This window comes from Streptomyces sp. NPDC026246 (genome assembly GCF_055567995.1).
The window spans coordinates 93093-109632 of the sequence record NZ_JBVHPJ010000003.1; the positions used below are offsets into that span (position 1 = coordinate 93093).

Here is a 16540-nt window from a genome sequence, read left to right on the forward strand (position 1 = left end):
TCAGCACGCGCACCACCGGCACCACAGGCAGACACACAGCACACGGACAACGAGGCTCGGCGCGAGCCACCCGAGGAACGCGAGCCACCCGAAGCGGCCCGGCGAAGAGGAGCGGTACGTGAGCGAGAGCAGTGCGGAGGTCGTCGTCGACGTCGCCTCCGCGGCCGTCGCGGCCTCCGCCGCGGGGGCGGCGGGAGGCTGGCGCCGCGCGACCGGGCTCGCCGGCGTCGCGATAGGCGTCGTGGCCACGGGCGCGGCCGCCGGCGTCGCCCTGGAGCGGATGACGGTCGGCCGCGGCATACGGCAGAAGGCCCGCCTCGCCCTGGACTCGGCGGGGCCCTACGGCGCGCTGCGCGGGATGCCCGGCAAGGCGCTCGCCGACGACGGCACGGAGCTGTACTACGAGGTCGACGACGTCGACCCCGACGCCACACCGGCCGCGGGCCCGCGCCGCCGCAGGCTCTTCGGCCGCAAGGCCCCCGCCCCCGTCACCGTCGTCTTCAGCCACGGCTACTGCCTGAGCCAGGACTCCTGGCACTTCCAGCGGGCCGCCCTGCGCGGCGTGGTGCGGACCGTGCACTGGGACCAGCGCAGCCACGGCCGGTCCGGGCGCGGCGTCGCCCAGAGCCGGGACGACGAGCCGGTCACCATCGAGCAGCTCGGCCGCGACCTGAAGGCCGTGATCGACGCGGCCGCGCCCGAGGGGCCGATCGTGCTGGTCGGCCACTCCATGGGCGGGATGACGGTGATGGCACTGGCCGACCAGTACCCGGAGCTGATCCGCGAGCGGGTCGTCGGAGTCGCCTTCGTGGGGACCTCGTCGGGCCGGCTCGGCGAGGTCAACTACGGGCTGCCGGTGGCCGGCGTCAACGTGGTGCGGCGCGTGCTGCCCGGGGTGCTGAAGGCGCTGGGGCAGCGGGCCGAGCTGGTGGAGAAGGGGCGCCGGGCCACCGCGGACCTGTTCGCGGGGGTCATCAAGCGGTACTCGTTCGCCTCGCGGGACGTCGACCCGGCCGTGGCGCGGTTCGCCGAGCGGATGATCGAGAGCACCCCGATCGACGTGGTCGCCGAGTACTACCCCGCGTTCAACGACCACGACAAGACCGAGGCGCTGGCCCACTTCGCCGACCTGCCGGTGCTCGTGCTGGCCGGCGTGCGGGACCTGGTCACGCCCAGTGAGCACAGCGAGGCCATCGCCGACCTGCTCCCGGACGCGGAACTGGTGCTGGTGCCGGACGCCGGGCACCTGGTGATGCTGGAACACCCGGAAGTGGTCACCGACCGCCTCGCCGACCTGCTCACCCGCACGGGTGCCGTGCCCGCAGGGGCTACCGTGAAGGGCTATGGAAGCACCAGCACCGCACAGCCCGGCTGAGCCCGGATCCGTCCAGACCGTCGTCACGTCCCCCGAGCAGATGCGGGAGCTGGGCCGCCGGCTCGCGAAACTGCTGCGCGCGGGTGACCTGGTGATGCTGAGCGGGGAGCTCGGGGCGGGCAAGACGACGCTGACCCGCGGCCTGGGCGAGGGGCTCGGCGTGCGCGGGGCCGTCACCTCGCCGACCTTCGTCATCGCCCGCGTGCACCCCTCCCTCGGCGACGGCCCGCCCCTCGTCCACGTCGACGCCTACCGGCTCTCCGGCGGGCTGGACGAGATGGAGGACCTCGACCTCGACGTGTCGCTGCCCGACTCGGTGGTCGTCGTCGAATGGGGCGAGGGCAAGGTCGAGGAGCTGACCGAGGACCGGCTCCAGGTCGTCATCCACCGGGCGGTGGGCGACACGACCGACGAGGTCCGGCAGCTGACCGTCACCGGCGTGGGGGAGCGCTGGGCCTCGGCCGACCTGAGCGTTCTCACCGCCTAGCAGCGGCACGCCAGGCGGGCGCCCGGCGGACGGGCAGGACCCTGTGATCTTCGGATGAACGTTCCGACAAGACGTCGGCAAGATGTTGCGCTCGGCCCGTCGTGCGTGGTCACATGGTACCCAGCTCGTAGTTAGGTGTACCTAACTTCCGCCCCCGCCGCTTCAGGAGGCGTCCATGTCGGCTACAGAGAGCAAGGGGCGGCCGCTGCCGTTCACGGTCGCCGGGGTGCCCATGCGCGACCTGCTGGCGGCCTGCGAGGCGGCGGCGCTGATCTCCACACCGCCGCGCGCCCCCGAACCCGGTTTCGCCGGGCCCGCCGGCGACCACCACCGGGACGCCGCCTAGTCCGAGCGGTCCCCTGGTCCCGGTGGTCAAGCCGGCCCCGCGGGTCCGCCGTTCGGACGACCGCTGCCTAGCGGACGACCACGACCTTGCGGCCGATGGTCGCGAAGGTCCACATCGCCGAACCGTCCACCCGCGACTCGCGGATCCCTCCCGTGCGCGCCTTCGGCGGGGGCGCCGCGGCGGCCTTCGCCTCGTCCACGGCCGCGCTGAAGCCCACGACCACGCCGTCCACGCTGGTGAAACGCACGACGTGCTCCACCGGGATGCCGTCCGAGCCGGTGACCGTGCCCGAGCGGGACGTCACCGCGTAGCGGCCGGGGGCCGGGTCCACCGCGCTCGGGTCGACCTCGAAGGTGCGCGCCACCTCGCCGTTCGCGCCGACCAGCCACACCCGGTCGCGGCGCAGCGAGTACACGACCCGCGCGCCCTCCCCGGACCTCTCCGGCAACGCGGTGGGGTCCCGCTGCACCCGCGGCGCCTTCGACGTACCGGCGGCCGGTGCCGCGCCCGTCCCGGCGGCGCGGGCGGCGCCGGCCGGGAGGGCCTCGGCCGCCTGGTGGGCGAGGTAACCGACCGTGGCGAGCGCCGCGGCGGTGAGCGCGGCCACGATTCCCGAGCTGCTGGCTGCCACCGGCGCCCACCTCACGTCGTACGTCGCTGTCGTGACGGTAGGTGACGGTAGCAGCAGGTGACGGCCCGGCAGGTACGTCCGACACGGGGCCCGGGGAGCCGTAGGCTGTTTGCGTGCTCTTGCTCGCTCTGGATACCGCCACGCCCGCTGTCACCGTCGCGCTGCACGACGGCGAGGACGTCATCGCCTCGTCCAGTCAGGTCGACGCGCGGCGGCACGGGGAACTGCTGCTGCCGGCGATCGACCGCGTGCTCACCGCGGCCGGACTGAAGCTCGACGCGGTCACCGGGATCGTCGCCGGGATCGGCCCCGGCCCGTACACCGGGCTCCGGGTCGGTCTGATGACCGCGGACACCTTCGGGCTCGCCCTCGGCGTCCCCGTGCACGGCGTGTGCACGCTGGACGGCCTCGCCTACGCCGCCGACCTGGACGGCCCGTTCGTCGTCGCCACCGACGCCCGCCGCAAGGAGGTGTACTGGGCGCGCTACGCCGACTCGCGCACCCGCCTCACCGACCCGGCCGTCGACCGGCCCGCCGACATCGCCGAGCAGGTCGCGGGCCTGCCCGCGGTCGGCGCCGGCGCGCTGCTCTACCCGGACACCTTCCCCAAGGCGCACGAGCCGGAGCACGTGTCCGCCGCCGCCCTGGCCCGGCTGGCCGCCGAGCGGCTCGCCGCGGGCGAGGAACTGCCCGCGCCGCGGCCGCTGTACCTGCGCCGCCCCGACGCCCAGGTCCCCAAGAACTACAAGGTGGTCACCCCCAAGTGACCGGAGCCGAGACGTGCGCGCTGCGCGAGATGCGCTGGTGGGACATCGACGCCGTGCTGGAGCTGGAGCGGGAGCTGTTCCCCGAGGACGCCTGGTCCCGGGGCATGTTCTGGTCCGAACTGGCCCACGCCCGCGGGCCGGAGGCCAACCGCCGGTACGTGGTCGCCCAGAGCGGCTCCCGGATCGTCGGATACGCCGGGCTGGTCGCCACCGGTGACCAGGCCGACGTGCAGACCATCGCCGTCGCCCGCGAGCGGTGGGGCACCGGTCTCGGCGGCCGGCTGCTCGCCGAGCTGCTGCGGGCGGCCACCGCCTTCGAGTGCGCCGAGATCCTGCTGGAGTGCCGCGTGGACAACGTCCGCGCGCAGAAGCTGTACGAGCGCTTCGGCTTCGAACCCATCGGCGTCCGGCGCGGCTACTACCAGCCGGGGAACGTGGACGCCCTGGTGATGCGCCTGACCGCCCCCGAGAACTCCGCACAAGGAACCGAGATCAATGGCTGACGAACCCCTCGTACTGGGAATCGAGACCTCCTGCGACGAGACCGGCGTCGGCATCGTCCGCGGCACCACCCTGCTGGCCGACGCGATCGCCTCCAGCGTCGACGAGCACGCCCGCTTCGGCGGCGTCGTCCCCGAGGTCGCGAGCCGTGCCCACCTGGAGGCGATGGTCCCCACCATCGACCGCGCGCTGAAGGAGGCGGGCGTCAGCGCCCGCGACCTCGACGGCGTCGCGGTCACCGCCGGGCCCGGCCTGGCCGGCGCCCTGCTGGTCGGCGTCTCGGCGGCGAAGGCGTACGCCTACGCCCTGGGCAAGCCGCTGTACGGCGTGAACCACCTCGCCTCCCACATCTGCGTGGACCAGCTGGAGCACGGCCCGCTGCCCGAGCCGACGATGGCGCTGCTGGTCTCCGGCGGCCACTCCTCGCTGCTGCTGTCCGCGGACATCACCTCCGACGTCCGCCCGATGGGCGCCACCATCGACGACGCCGCCGGTGAGGCCTTCGACAAGATCGCCCGGGTGCTGAACCTCGGCTTCCCGGGCGGCCCGGTCATCGACCGGTACGCCAAGGAGGGCGACCCGAACGCGATCGCCTTCCCGCGCGGCCTGACCGGCCCCCGCGACCCGGCCTACGACTTCTCCTTCTCCGGGCTTAAGACGGCCGTGGCCCGCTGGATCGAGGCCAGGCGGGCGGCAGGCGAGGAGGTGCCCGTACGCGACGTGTCGGCCTCGTTCCAGGAGGCGGTCGTGGACGTGCTGACGCGCAAGGCCGTCCGCGCCTGCAAGGACGAGGGCGTCGACCACCTGATGATCGGCGGCGGCGTGGCCGCCAACTCCCGGCTGCGCGCGCTCGCCCAGGAGCGCTGCGAGGCGGCCGGGATCCGGCTGCGGGTCCCGCGGCCCAAGCTGTGCACCGACAACGGCGCGATGGTCGCCGCCCTCGGCGCCGAGATGGTCGCCCGCAACCGCGCCGCGTCGAGCTGGGACCTGCCCGCCGACTCCTCCCTGCCGGTGACCGAACCGCACGTCCCGGGCAACGGCCACGCCCACGACCACGACCACGTGCACGAGGTCAGCAAGGAGAACCTCTACTCGTGACGGTCGCCCTGATGTGGGAGGCGCGGGCCGTGCCCGGGCGGGGCGAGGACCTGCTCGGCTGGGCCCGCGCCCAGGAGCTGCCCCGCGCGCCGCTGCGCCGCGAGACCCTGCGTGCTCCCCAGGACCGGGTGCTGGTCATCACCTGGTGGGACGCGCCGTACGACGCGGACCTGCCCGAACTGCCCGAGCCGGACCGGGAGCTGGTCGCCCGGGCGGTGCACCGGTGGCGGTTCGAGTCGGTGGACGAGGGCTGACCGGCAGCCGCTCCATCGCCCCCCTGAGGCTCACTCCGCCTCCGCCACCTCCGTCTCGCACCGCAGCCGCCGCCCGGTCCCGGTGACCCGGACCGGACCCGTGAGCGTGAGCTGTGCCGTGTGGCGTACGTCCGTGCTGGACGCCGCCAACCGTAGGTCGAGGACGCCCGGCTCCACCACCCTGCGGCCCGAACGGTCGGTGAACGCCGACAGGTCGGTGTGGAAGCGGAACGTCACGCGGGCCGCCGCGCCGGGGGAGAGCGCCACGCGCCGGTAGCCGACCAGGCGGACGTCGGGCCGGGTCACCGAGGCCACCGGGTCGTGCAGGTACAGCTGCACGACCTCCGCCCCCTCCCGCTCGCCGGTGTTGCGGACCGTCACGGACAGGTCGCAGGCGCCGTCCGTACCGATCTGCGCCTCGCCGCACGTCACGTCCTCCCAGGTGAACGTCGTGTACGAGCGGCCGTGGCCGAAGGCGTACAGCGGGGTCGGGTCGAGGTTGCTGACCTCTCCCGCGAGGCCGAGGGGTGGCTGGAGGTAGGTCCAGGGCTGGCCGCCGGGCACCCTGGGCACACTGACGGGCAGCCGGCCCGAGGGGTTCACGCGGCCCGACAGGACGCCCGCGACGGCCGGTCCGCCCTCCTCGCCCGGGAAGAAGGCCTGGACGACGGCGCCCAGCCGCCCGTGCCAGCGGCCCAGCGCGTAGGGGCGGCCGGTCAGCAGGACCAGCACCACCGGAACGCCGGTGGCCAGGAGCGCGTCCAGCAGATCGCCCTGGGCGCCCGGCAGGGCGAGATCGGTGGCGTCGCAGCCCTCGCCGGAGGTGCCCCGGCCGAACAGGCCCGCCCGGTCGCCCAGCACCGCCACGCACACGTCGGCCTCGGCGGTGCGGGCGACGGCCTCCTCGAAGCCGGCCCGGTCCGGGTCGGTCACGTCGCAGCCCTGCGCGAACGTCACCTTCGCGTCCGGCAGTTCGGTGCGCAGCGCCTCCAGGACGGTGGGGATCTCGATGCCGGCCGGCACGCCGGGGTGGTGGGTGAGGACGTGGGAGGGGAAGGAGTAGCAGCCCAGCATGGCCAGAGCGTCCGCCGCCCGGGGACCCACCACCGCGATCCGGGTGCCGGAGGCCAGCGGCAGCAGCCCGCCGGGGTTGTCGAGCAGGACGACGGACTCCTCGGCCAGGCGGCGGGCCAGGGCCCGGTTGCCCGGCGGGTCCAGGCTGACCGGGCCGTCGGGCTCGGTGTCCCAGTCCTCGTCCAGCAGGCCCAGTTCGCACTTCTGGAGCAGGACGCGGCGGGCCGCGCGGTCCACCAGTTCCTCGGGGACCCGGCCGGAGCGGACGGCGTCGAGCAGCGGCGGGCCGTAGCACTTCAGCGTGGGCAGTTCGACGTCGATGCCGGCCGCGAGGGCCGCGTGGGCCGCTTCGGCCGGGGTGCCCGCGACCCGGTGCAGGGTCTGCAGGAAGCCGATGCCGAAGTAGTCGGCGACGACCGTGCCGGTGAAGCCCCACTCCTCGCGCAGCAGCCGGGTGAGCAGCTCGGGGTCCGCGGAGGCCGGGAGGCCGTCGGTCTCGGTGTAGGCGGCCATCACCGAACGCGCCCCGCCCTCGCGCAGGGCCATCTCGAACGGCGGCAGGGTGACGTCCGCGAACTCGCGCAGGCCCGCCCGGACGGGGGCGAGGTTGCGGGCGCCGGCCGAGGAGGCGTACCCGGCGAAGTGCTTGAGCGTGGCGACGACCCCGGCCGACTCCAGCCCCCGCACGTAGGCCGCGCCGACCGTGCCCACCAGGTACGGGTCCTCGCCGATGGTCTCCTCCACCCGGCCCCAGCGCGGATCGCGGACGACGTCCAGCACGGGCGCGAGGCCCTGGTGCACACCGACCGAGCGCAGGTCCTCGCCGATGCGGCGGGCCATCTCCTCGACCAGCGGCGGATCGAAGGTGGCGCCCCACGCCAGCGGGACGGGGTAGGCCGTGGCCTGCCAGGCGGTGAAACCGGCCAGGCACTCCTCGTGCGCGATCGCCGGGATGCCGAAGCGCCCGGCGGCGGCGATCCGCCGCTGGGCACGGGCCAGGGCCCGCGCGCCGAGCACCGGGTCCACGGGGGCGGTGCCGAAGGGGCGCGTGAGCTGGCCGAGGCCGTGGGTGATCAGCTCGTCCCAGTCGTACGCGACGGTCATGTCGTGCTGGTGCGGCGCCACCCCCTCGCCGTCCGTCTCGGCGCCCACCCACACCCCGTACAGCTGGGCGGTCTTCTCCTGGAGGGTCATCCGGGACAGCAGGTCGTCGACGCGGGCGGCGGCGGGCAGGGCGGGGTCACGCCAGGGCGCGGTGGTCATGAAGCTCCTGTCGGGTGGACGGACGGCCCTCTCACGAACGGTGCTCACGAGCGCGTGAACGGTGCTGTGCCGATCTCTCCCGCACCCGCTACTACGAATGTTTCGAGCTGTACTTCGAATGTTCCGGGAACCTATGGCGCTCCGAGGGCTTCGTCAAGAGGTGCCGCAGGGATACGATCGCCGCCATGACTTCCCCCGAGCCGGTTGAAAGCCGGACGCAAACCCGGACGCAGAACCGGACGCGGGGGCGCACCGCGCAGACCGCGACGCTCGCCGAGATCGCCCGCGAGGCCGGTGTCTCGGCACCGACTGTTTCGAAAGTGCTCAACGGTCGCACCGACGTCGCCGCGGTGACCCGGGCCCGGGTGGAGGAGCTGCTGCGTGCCCACGGCTACCGGCGCCGGCGCGCCGAGGCGACCCGCTCCCCGCTCCTCGACCTGGTCTTCCACGAGCTGGAGAGCGCCTGGGCGATGGAGGTCATCCGGGGCGTGGAGAACGTGGCCCGGGACGCCGGGCTGAGCGTGGTGCTGTCGGAGAGCGCCGGGCGGCTCACCCCCGGGCGGAGCTGGGCCGACCAGGTCGCGGCCCGGCGGCCGCACGGCGTGGTCCTGGTGCTGTCCGGGCTCGACGCGGCGCAGCGGGCGCTGCTGACCAGCCGGTCCATCCCGTTCGTGGTGATGGACCCGGCCGGCGACCCCGGCGCCGACGTGCCGTCGATCGGCGCGACCAACTGGCAGGGCGGCCTCGCGGCCACCCGGCACCTGGTCGACCTCGGGCACCGCAGGATCGGGGCGGTCAGCGGGCCGTCGCAGATGATGTGCAGCCGCGCCCGGGTGGACGGCTACCGGGCCGCGCTGGAGACGGCCGGGCTGCCGGTGGACCCGTCCCTGATCGTGGCCGGGGACTTCCACCACGAGACCGGCTACCGCCGGGGTCTGGAGCTGCTGCGCCGCCCGGACCGGCCGACCGCCGTCTTCGCCGGGAACGACCTGCAGGCGCTCGGGCTCTACGAGGCCGCCCGCGAGCTGGGTCTGCGCATCCCGGAGGACCTGAGCGTGGTCGGGTTCGACGACCTGCCGGTGGCGCGCTGGGTGGGGCCGCCGCTGACGACCGTGCGGCAGCCGCTGACGGAGATGGCCGAGGCCGCGGCCCGGCTGGTCCTCGACCTCGGGCGCGACCAGGAGGCCGCCGCGGCCACCCGGATCGAGCTGGCGACGAGCCTGGTGGTCCGCAGCAGCACGGCGGCGCCCGCTTCGGCCGGAGGATGACGTGGTGCCGGGGGGCGAGCTGAAGAGAGCCGCGCACTTCGAAGCAAGTCGAGGTGCTGGTCGAAACTTTCGGCCGATCTCCGCAATCTGAGAATTTCCCAAGAAAGCGCGGCTCGGACTCCCTGGCCGACATTATTCGGACTTATGTTCCTGGGCGTGACGGAACGCGACGGGGAGGGTGAAGCGGTGCGCCGGCGCCCGAACCTGTCCAGGACCGCGGCCGTGGTCCTGGCGGGCGCGCTGGTGCTGGGCGCCGCGGCGGCGGGCTGGGCCTACCGGCACCTCGACGACAACATCACCGGCGTCGACATCGACCACGCGCTGGGCGACGACCGCCCGCCGAGGCCGCTCGGCTCGCCCGTGCCGTCGGGCTCCGCGCCGCCCGCCGAGGCGCTCAACATCCTCGTGCTGGGCTCGGACTCGCGCAGCGGCGAGGAGAACCGCCGGCTCGGCGGCGGCGACAGCTCCGGCGCCCGCTCCGACACGGCGATGGTCGTCCACCTCGACGCCGGACGGACCGGCGCCACGGTGGTCAGCATCCCGCGCGACACCCTCGTCACCCGCCCCTCCTGCCCGGCCCCGTCCGGCGGGTCGACGGCGGTGGCGTACGGCTCGATGTTCAACAGCGCGTACGAGGTGGGCGGTCCGGTGTGCGCGGTGAAGACCGTCGAGGCGATGACGAACGTGCGGATGGACCACTACCTGGAGATCGACTTCTCGGGGTTCGCCCGGCTGGTCGACGCGCTCGGCGGTGTCACCGTCACCACCGAGGAGGACATCTCCGACGACGACAGCCATCTGCACCTGAAGGCCGGCACCCACCACCTCGACGGCGACCGGGCCCTCGCCCTGGCCCGCACCCGGCACGGCATAGGCGACGGCAGCGACCTCGGCCGCATCGGCCTGCAGCAGAAGCTGGTGAAGGCCCTGCTGGAGCAGATCGCGGCCGAGGACCTGCTCACCGACCCCGCGAAGCTCTACCGGGTCGCCGACGCGGCGACCGCGGGCCTGACCACGGACACCGGCCTGGACTCCCTGGCGGAGCTGAGCCGGCTGGGCCGGAGCCTGCGGGGGCTGTCGGCCGACGCGGTCCGCACGGTCACGATGCCCGTGGTGCCGGCCCCCGCCGACCCCAACCGGGTGGTCGCGGACGAGCCGGCGGCCGGGAGGCTCTGGGAGTCACTGCGGTGACCGGCGGGAACGCGGCCGCGGAAAGAACCCGTGGCCGGCGTCCTGCCGGCCACGGCCGGGCCACCGCCTGAGGGCCCGGCGCCGCCCGGCCGCCGGCCGACGCGCGACGAACGGGAGCGGCAACCGCTGCTGCGCCGAGCAGACCCGACCGTCAGGCCGGGTGCCCGACGAGCATGGCCGGGGCGCCGGCGACCCGGGTCAGGAACACCGTCGCCGCGTGCGGACCCTGCGGCTTGACCTTGCGGCGCAGCTCCTCCGGCTCGACCGCCGAGCCCCGCTTCTTCACCGTCAGCGTGCCCACCCGCCGCTCCCGCAGCAGGGCCTTGAGCTTCTTGACGTTGAAGGGCAGATGGTCGGTGATCTCGTAGGCGGTGGCGTACGGGGTCGGGTGCAGGGTGTCGGCCGTGACGTAGGCGATGGTCGCGTCGAGCAGTCCGCCGCCGACCTCCTCGGCAACCTCGGCGACCAGGTGGGCGCGGATGACCGCGCCGTCCGGCTCGTAGAGGTAGCGGCCGGGCGGGCGGACCTCCGGGTCGGGCAGGCCGCGCGAGAGCAGGCTGCGCGGGCCCGGCAGCAGGGTGGCGCGCACGGCTCCCGGGCCCGGCGCCAGGGGGGCGCGTCCCGCGCCCGGGCCCGTGCCGAACCACAGCACCGCCTCCTTCACGTCCCCGCCGTCGGAGATCCACTCCGCCTCGGCGTCCTGCGGGACCGCCTCGTGCGGGATGCCCGGAGCGACCTTCAGCGCGGCGTGCGGCGCCCGGCGGGCGGCGGCCACCGCCCAGGACAGGGGCGGCGAGTAGGCCTCGGGGTCGAAGATCCGGCCCCGGCCGCCGCGCCGGGCGGGGTCGGCGAAGACGGCGTCGTACCCGGCGGTGTCCACGTCCGTGACGTCCGCCTCGCGCACCTCGATCAGGTCGGCCAGACCCAGCGCCCCGGCGTTGGCCCGGGCCGCCTCGGCCGTGCGGGGGTCCCGGTCCACGGCCAGGACCCGGATCCCCGCCCGGGCCAGCGCGATCGCGTCGCCGCCGATGCCGCAGCACAGGTCGGCGACCGAGGTCACGCCCAGGGCGGCCATCCGCCCGGCCCGGTAGGCGGCCACGCTCGCCCGGGTCGACTGCTCCACCCCGTTCGGCGTGAAGAACATCCGCCGGGCGTCCTCCGCGCCGAACTTCACCACCGCCCGCTGCCGCAGCCGCGCCTGCCCGAGCGCCGCCGACACCAGCTCGGCCGGGTGCTCGCGCCGCAGCCGGGTCGCCACCGCCAGCTCCTGCGCCGGGTCGGTGTCGCGCACCTCGTCGAGGAGGGCGCGGCCTTCGGGGGTGAGGAGGGGTGCGAGGTCGTTCACCGGATCATTGTCGACCACGACCGGCCCGACGGGGGTGTGGGCCAGTCGGTGGACCGTGGGGGAGCGGCCGCGGTGTCGGGGCCGGTTCGTCCGGGCGGGCTGCGAGGATCCCGCTCCATGCGAGCAGTCGTACAAAATGACAAAAGCCGGGCGCACGGCGGTCAAAGCGACAAGAGCCGGGCCTACGGCGGTCTGCGGATCGGTCTCGCCGTGCTCGCCCTGGCCGCCATCGCCTCGGGCTGCGCGCAGGGGGGCGACAGCGGAGTCGTCCCGGCCGGCGGCCAGCAGCCCCTGAAGGCACCCCCGGCCCGCGCCCTGGACTCCTACGCCTCCAAGCTGCGCTCCGCCCACACCGCCCGGGTCGCCGCGGCCCGCCGGTGGGGACTGCGCGCCGTCCCGCTGTCCGCCCCGCCGGCCCCCGAGCGCAAGCCCAGGATCAAGACCCGCAAGGGCTTCGAGGTGGACGACCACCGGGAACTGGCGCTGCCGCCCGTCTTCACCCGGGTCCCCACCCGCGACAAGGTCGTCTTCCTCACCATCGACGACGGTGCCGAGAAGGACCCCTCGTTCCTGCGGATGGCACGTGAGCTGGGCGTCCCCTACACGGCGTTCCTCAGCGGCTACCTGGTCAAGGACGACCCCCGCTACTTCCGCCGCATGCAGGCCGAGGGCGTCGTCCTGAACAACCACACCCTGCACCACCCGAACCTGCGCGGCATGACCCACCGGGCGCAGAAGCGCGAGATCTGCGGCATGCAGGGCTACATCGCCGAGCGCTTCGGCAAGCGCCCCACTCTCTTCCGCCCGCCCTACGGCAGCTACGACCGGTCGACCCTGCGCGCCGCCAAGGCCTGCGGCATCGAGCACGTCCCCCTGTGGAACGAGGAGGTCTTCGCCGACCACTGGGAGTACCGGGAGGCGGACCGCGACCTGCGCCCGGGAGACATCGTGCTGACGCACTTCCGGGGCCGCGACGAGTGGAAGGGCACGATGCCCGACATGCTCCGCCGCTTCCTGAACAAGGTCACGGCCGAGGGATACGCCGTGGGGCGGCTGGAGGACTACCTGTGAGGCGGCGGGCGGCCGCCCTGTGCGCGGGTCTGGCCCTGCTCGCGGGCTGCGCCACGGCACCGGGGGAGCGCCCGGGCGACGCCGACGGCCGGGCCCCGGCGACGAGCCGCTCGACCATGGCGGGCGGGACACCGGCCGACGGCCCCCGGGCAGCCGACGGCCCCCGGGGACCGGACCTGCCGCCCGTCGTCGACCACGTCGCCACCCGCGACCCGGTCGTCTTCCTCACCTACGACGACGGCGCCGAGCGCGACCCCCGGTTCGTCGGCCTGGTCCGCGAACGACGGCTCCCCGTCAGCCTGTTCCTCACCGACAGCGTCGTGGGCCCCGGCTACGCCCACTTCGCCCGGCTGCGCGCGGTCGGCGCCTCCCTGCAGAACCACACGCTCGACCACCCCGCCCTGCGCGGACTGCCCTACGCCGGCCAGCGCGCGGAGATCTGCGGCCAGCAGCACAAGCTCCGGGCCCGGTTCGGTGTCCGGCCCCACCTCTTCCGGCCGCCCTACGGCACCTACGACACGACGACCCTGCGCGCCGCAGCCGACTGCGGCATCCGCGCGGTCGTCCTGTGGCGCGCGTCCCTGGACGGCGACGGGGAACTGGACTACCGCCGGGGCGGGCGGCGGCTGCGGCCGGGCGACATCGTCTCGGTGCCGTCCGGCGACACCGACTCCCTGACGCTCGCCGAGCGGACGCGGCGCCTGCTGCGCGAGATCGACCGCCGGGGGCTGCGGGTGGGGCGGCTGGAGGACCACCTTGAGGACCGCCCGGAGGGCCACCTTGGGCCACCTTGAGAACCGCCTGGAGGACCACCTGGGGAGCGCGCGGGAGCGGTCGGCCGACCGACGCGCCGCGGGCAATTAGCAGTCCGCTTGACCGAGTGCTAATCGCAGTCATAGTCTCGGGTCTGGCACTCCCCCCTGGAGAGTGCCAACACAGCGACGGGCAGGTCCGGCACCCGCGACGACGGATCCACCTGGTCGCCACCTCAGACAGTTAACCCCGTGAGATCTCCGAAGGGGGAGGTCGGATCGTGACGACCACCAGCTCCAAGGTTGCCATCAAGCCGCTCGAGGACCGCATCGTGGTCCAGCCGCTCGACGCCGAGCAGACCACCGCCTCTGGCCTGGTCATCCCGGACACCGCCAAGGAGAAGCCCCAGGAGGGCGTCGTCCTGGCCGTGGGCCCGGGCCGCTTCGAGGACGGCAACCGTCTTCCGCTCGACGTCTCCGTCGGCGACGTCGTGCTCTACAGCAAGTACGGCGGCACCGAGGTGAAGTACAACGGCGAGGAGTACCTCGTCCTCTCGGCCCGCGACGTGCTCGCGATCATCGAGAAGTAATTCACCCGAAGCACCTTGCTTTGAACTGCGCCCCTGGCCCCCGCGATCGCCAATAAGCCGGGCGCCCGGGGCGCAGTTGCCGTTACCCCAGATTCCGGAAGAGGGCTCACGCTCCCATGGCGAAGATCCTGAAGTTCGACGAGGACGCCCGTCGCGCCCTCGAGCGCGGCGTCAACAAGCTTGCCGACACGGTCAAGGTGACGATCGGCCCCAAGGGCCGCAACGTCGTCATCGACAAGAAGTTCGGCGCCCCCACCATCACCAACGACGGTGTCACGATCGCCCGCGAGGTCGAGATCGAGGACCCGTACGAGAACCTCGGTGCCCAGCTGGTCAAGGAGGTGGCGACCAAGACCAACGACATCGCGGGTGACGGTACGACCACCGCGACCGTGCTCGCCCAGGCGCTCGTGCGCGAGGGCCTGAAGAACGTCGCCGCCGGTGCCTCCCCGGCCGCCCTGAAGAAGGGCATCGACGCCGCCGTCAAGGCCGTCTCCGACGACCTGCTCGCCTCGGCCCGCCCGATCGACGAGAAGTCCGACATCGCCGCCGTCGCCGCGCTGTCCGCCCAGGACCAGCAGGTCGGCGAGCTCATCGCCGAGGCCATGGACAAGGTCGGCAAGGACGGTGTCATCACCGTCGAGGAGTCCAACACCTTCGGCCTGGAGCTGGACTTCACCGAGGGCATGGCCTTCGACAAGGGCTACCTGTCGCCGTACTTCGTGACGGACCAGGAGCGCATGGAAGCCGTCCTGGACGACCCGTACATCCTCATCACGCAGGGCAAGATCTCCGCCATCGCGGACCTGCTGCCGCTGCTGGAGAAGGTCATCCAGGCCAACGCCTCCAAGCCGCTGCTGATCATCGCCGAGGACGTCGAGGGCGAGGCCCTGTCGACCCTGGTCGTGAACAAGATCCGCGGCACGTTCAACGCCGTCGCCGTGAAGGCCCCCGGCTTCGGCGACCGCCGCAAGGCGATGCTGCAGGACATGGCCGTCCTCACCGGCGCCACGGTCGTCTCCGAGGAGGTCGGCCTCAAGCTCGACCAGGTCGGCCTGGACGTCCTCGGCTCCGCCCGCCGCGTCACCGTCACCAAGGACGACACCACGGTCGTCGACGGCGCCGGCAACAAGGAAGACGTGCAGGGCCGCGTCGCCCAGATCAAGGCCGAGATCGAGACCACGGACTCCGACTGGGACCGCGAGAAGCTCCAGGAGCGCCTCGCGAAGCTGGCCGGCGGCGTGTGCGTCATCCGCGTGGGTGCCGCCACCGAGGTCGAGCTCAAGGAGCGCAAGCACCGTCTGGAGGACGCCATCTCCGCGACCCGCGCCGCGGTCGAGGAGGGCATCGTCTCCGGTGGTGGCTCCGCCCTCGTCCACGCCGTCAAGGTCCTCGAGGGCAACCTCGGCAAGACCGGCGACGAGGCCACCGGTGTCTCCGTGGTCCGCAAGGCCGCCGTCGAGCCGCTGCGCTGGATCGCCGAGAACGCCGGCCTTGAGGGCTACGTCATCACCTCGAAGGTCGCCGAGCTCGACAAGGGCCAGGGCTTCAACGCCGCCACCGGTGAGTACGGCGACCTGGTGAAGGCCGGCGTCATCGACCCGGTGAAGGTCACCCGCTCCGCCCTGGAGAACGCCGCCTCCATCGCCTCCCTCCTCCTCACGACCGAGACCCTGGTCGTCGAGAAGAAGGAAGAGGAGGAGCCGGCCGCCGCGGGCCACGGCCACGGCCACGCCCACTGAGCCGATCCGCTCCCACGGAGCCCCGGTCCCCCAAGGGACCGGGGCTCCGCCCGTTCGCGAGCAGCGCCGGCCGTCGGAGCGACCGCGTGCCGTGGTGACCACCGCCCGACGCGTGGACGCACAGGAAGCAGCAACCCGCACACGAAGGGAACGACGAGATGACCTGTCCCGTGCCGAGGCGGACCAAGGGCCACACGTGAAGGCGCCCGGTGCCCTTGTGCTCGTCGTGCCCCTCGCCCTCGCCCTCGCCGGATCGGCCGGCTGCAGCATGACGGATGACAAGGCCGGCGGGGTCCCCTCCGCCGGCACGAGCACCTCCGCCGAGGCCGCGGACTCGTTGGAGAGGGTGTCGAGGGACCTCTACGACCTGATCGGCGTGAAGGGGAAGGCGTCCGACAGCCGCGCCGGTGTCACGGACTGCTCGGACAAGGACCCGGAGAAGTACTTCCGGGTGTTCCATCCGTGGAGCTTCTATCCGGTGTCCGCCGCCGAGTTGGGCCGGGCCATGGAGCAGCTCAAGGAGGAGTTGCCCAAGCACGGTTGGAAAGTCGTCTCGTACGGGCCGGACACCAGCATGAACAAGAACATGAACCTGGTTGCCGACCATGACGGGAAGAAGGTGAGCGTGAAGATCGTGGCGATGGCGAAGGACGATCCGCCGCAGCTCAGCTTCGATCTCGTCTCCGGCTGCTACAAGACCCCGGACGGCACGAAGGTCGAGCACTTCTGACGAAGGGGGCGCGTGGGGCGGGCCGCCGCCCGGGAGGGAGGCCGGCGGGCGGCTG

17 protein-coding genes are annotated in these 16540 nt (G+C 73.6%); 14 read left to right on the forward strand and 3 right to left on the reverse strand.

From position 1 onward, the window contains the following. Positions 1-118 precede the first annotated feature (118 nt). The 3 genes from ACZ4M5_RS08625 to ACZ4M5_RS08635 all read left to right on the forward strand — a co-directional run bounded on the left by ACZ4M5_RS08625 (position 119) and on the right by ACZ4M5_RS08635 (position 2208). Positions 119-1375, forward strand: a complete 1257-nt coding sequence (locus ACZ4M5_RS08625) for an alpha/beta fold hydrolase (protein ID WP_467734415.1) — start codon at positions 119-121, stop codon at positions 1373-1375. Further along, positions 1344-1862 (forward strand): tRNA (adenosine(37)-N6)-threonylcarbamoyltransferase complex ATPase subunit type 1 TsaE, encoded by a 519-nt coding sequence (gene tsaE, locus ACZ4M5_RS08630; protein ID WP_467734417.1) that lies wholly within the window; start codon positions 1344-1346, stop codon positions 1860-1862. The genes ACZ4M5_RS08625 and tsaE overlap by 32 nt, the downstream gene beginning before the upstream one ends. 175 nt (positions 1863-2037) lie before the next feature. Continuing rightward, positions 2038-2208, forward strand: a complete 171-nt coding sequence (locus tag ACZ4M5_RS08635; protein ID WP_467734419.1) for a hypothetical protein — start codon at positions 2038-2040, stop codon at positions 2206-2208. A gap of 67 nt (positions 2209-2275) precedes the next feature. Here the strand turns inward: ACZ4M5_RS08635 and ACZ4M5_RS08640 are convergent, their stop codons facing one another. Beyond that, on the reverse strand, positions 2276-2839 hold the full coding sequence (locus ACZ4M5_RS08640; RefSeq protein ID WP_467734421.1) for a hypothetical protein: 564 nt from the start codon (positions 2837-2839) through the stop codon (positions 2276-2278). Between the two features lie 113 nt (positions 2840-2952). Between ACZ4M5_RS08640 and tsaB the strand changes: the two genes are divergently transcribed. From tsaB to ACZ4M5_RS08660, 4 genes are read left to right on the forward strand one after another with little or no spacing between them, the layout of a single operon-like run. Next, on the forward strand, positions 2953-3606 hold the full coding sequence (tsaB, locus tag ACZ4M5_RS08645; RefSeq protein WP_467734423.1) for a tRNA (adenosine(37)-N6)-threonylcarbamoyltransferase complex dimerization subunit type 1 TsaB: 654 nt from the start codon (positions 2953-2955) through the stop codon (positions 3604-3606). Further along, entirely contained in the window at positions 3603-4109 is a 507-nt protein-coding gene (rimI, locus tag ACZ4M5_RS08650; protein ID WP_467734425.1) for a ribosomal protein S18-alanine N-acetyltransferase, read from the forward strand. The genes tsaB and rimI overlap by 4 nt, the downstream gene beginning before the upstream one ends. After that, positions 4102-5205, forward strand: a complete 1104-nt coding sequence (gene tsaD, locus ACZ4M5_RS08655) for a tRNA (adenosine(37)-N6)-threonylcarbamoyltransferase complex transferase subunit TsaD (RefSeq protein ID WP_467734427.1) — start codon at positions 4102-4104, stop codon at positions 5203-5205. Before rimI ends, tsaD begins: the two co-directional genes overlap by 8 nt. Then, positions 5202-5459 (forward strand): hypothetical protein, encoded by a 258-nt coding sequence (locus ACZ4M5_RS08660; protein ID WP_467734429.1) that lies wholly within the window; start codon positions 5202-5204, stop codon positions 5457-5459. The genes tsaD and ACZ4M5_RS08660 overlap by 4 nt, the downstream gene beginning before the upstream one ends. Before the next feature lie 30 nt (positions 5460-5489). On the opposite strand, the gene ACZ4M5_RS08665 is transcribed toward ACZ4M5_RS08660, so the two are convergent. Beyond that, positions 5490-7796, reverse strand: coding sequence for a beta-xylosidase/alpha-l-arabinosidase (locus ACZ4M5_RS08665; RefSeq protein WP_467734431.1), 2307 nt, complete (start codon positions 7794-7796; stop codon positions 5490-5492). Positions 7797-7981: 185 nt separating this feature from the next. Here ACZ4M5_RS08665 and ACZ4M5_RS08670 point away from each other — a divergent pair, with 185 nt between their 5' ends. Then, positions 7982-9064 carry a LacI family DNA-binding transcriptional regulator gene (locus ACZ4M5_RS08670; RefSeq protein WP_467734433.1) on the forward strand — a complete coding sequence of 361 codons (1083 nt, stop codon included), beginning with the start codon at positions 7982-7984 and terminating at the stop codon, positions 9062-9064. A gap of 144 nt (positions 9065-9208) precedes the next feature. Next, positions 9209-10255: an LCP family protein gene (locus ACZ4M5_RS08675; protein WP_467734435.1), complete on the forward strand. Its 1047-nt coding sequence runs from the start codon at positions 9209-9211 to the stop codon at positions 10253-10255. 151 nt (positions 10256-10406) lie between these two features. Here the strand turns inward: ACZ4M5_RS08675 and ACZ4M5_RS08680 are convergent, their stop codons facing one another. Beyond that, entirely contained in the window at positions 10407-11600 is a 1194-nt protein-coding gene (locus ACZ4M5_RS08680; protein WP_467734437.1) for a THUMP-like domain-containing protein, read from the reverse strand. Positions 11601-11717: 117 nt separating this feature from the next. On the opposite strand from ACZ4M5_RS08680, the gene ACZ4M5_RS08685 reads away from it, so the two are divergent. The 5 genes from ACZ4M5_RS08685 (at position 11718) to ACZ4M5_RS08705 (ending at position 16485) form a co-directional block, all read left to right on the forward strand. Further along, positions 11718-12671 carry a polysaccharide deacetylase family protein gene (locus ACZ4M5_RS08685; protein WP_467734439.1) on the forward strand — a complete coding sequence of 318 codons (954 nt, stop codon included), beginning with the start codon at positions 11718-11720 and terminating at the stop codon, positions 12669-12671. Positions 12672-12706: 35 nt separating this feature from the next. After that, positions 12707-13465 carry a polysaccharide deacetylase family protein gene (locus ACZ4M5_RS08690; protein ID WP_467735529.1) on the forward strand — a complete coding sequence of 253 codons (759 nt, stop codon included), beginning with the start codon at positions 12707-12709 and terminating at the stop codon, positions 13463-13465. 239 nt (positions 13466-13704) lie between these two features. Next, a complete protein-coding gene (gene groES / locus ACZ4M5_RS08695; RefSeq protein WP_053135717.1) occupies positions 13705-14013 on the forward strand; it encodes a co-chaperone GroES in 309 nt (102 codons plus the stop codon). A gap of 116 nt (positions 14014-14129) precedes the next feature. Then, a complete protein-coding gene (gene groL, locus ACZ4M5_RS08700; protein WP_467734441.1) occupies positions 14130-15755 on the forward strand; it encodes a chaperonin GroEL in 1626 nt (541 codons plus the stop codon). A gap of 196 nt (positions 15756-15951) precedes the next feature. Beyond that, positions 15952-16485, forward strand: a complete 534-nt coding sequence (locus ACZ4M5_RS08705; RefSeq protein ID WP_467734443.1) for a hypothetical protein — start codon at positions 15952-15954, stop codon at positions 16483-16485. The last annotated feature ends 55 nt before the right edge of the window (positions 16486-16540 follow it).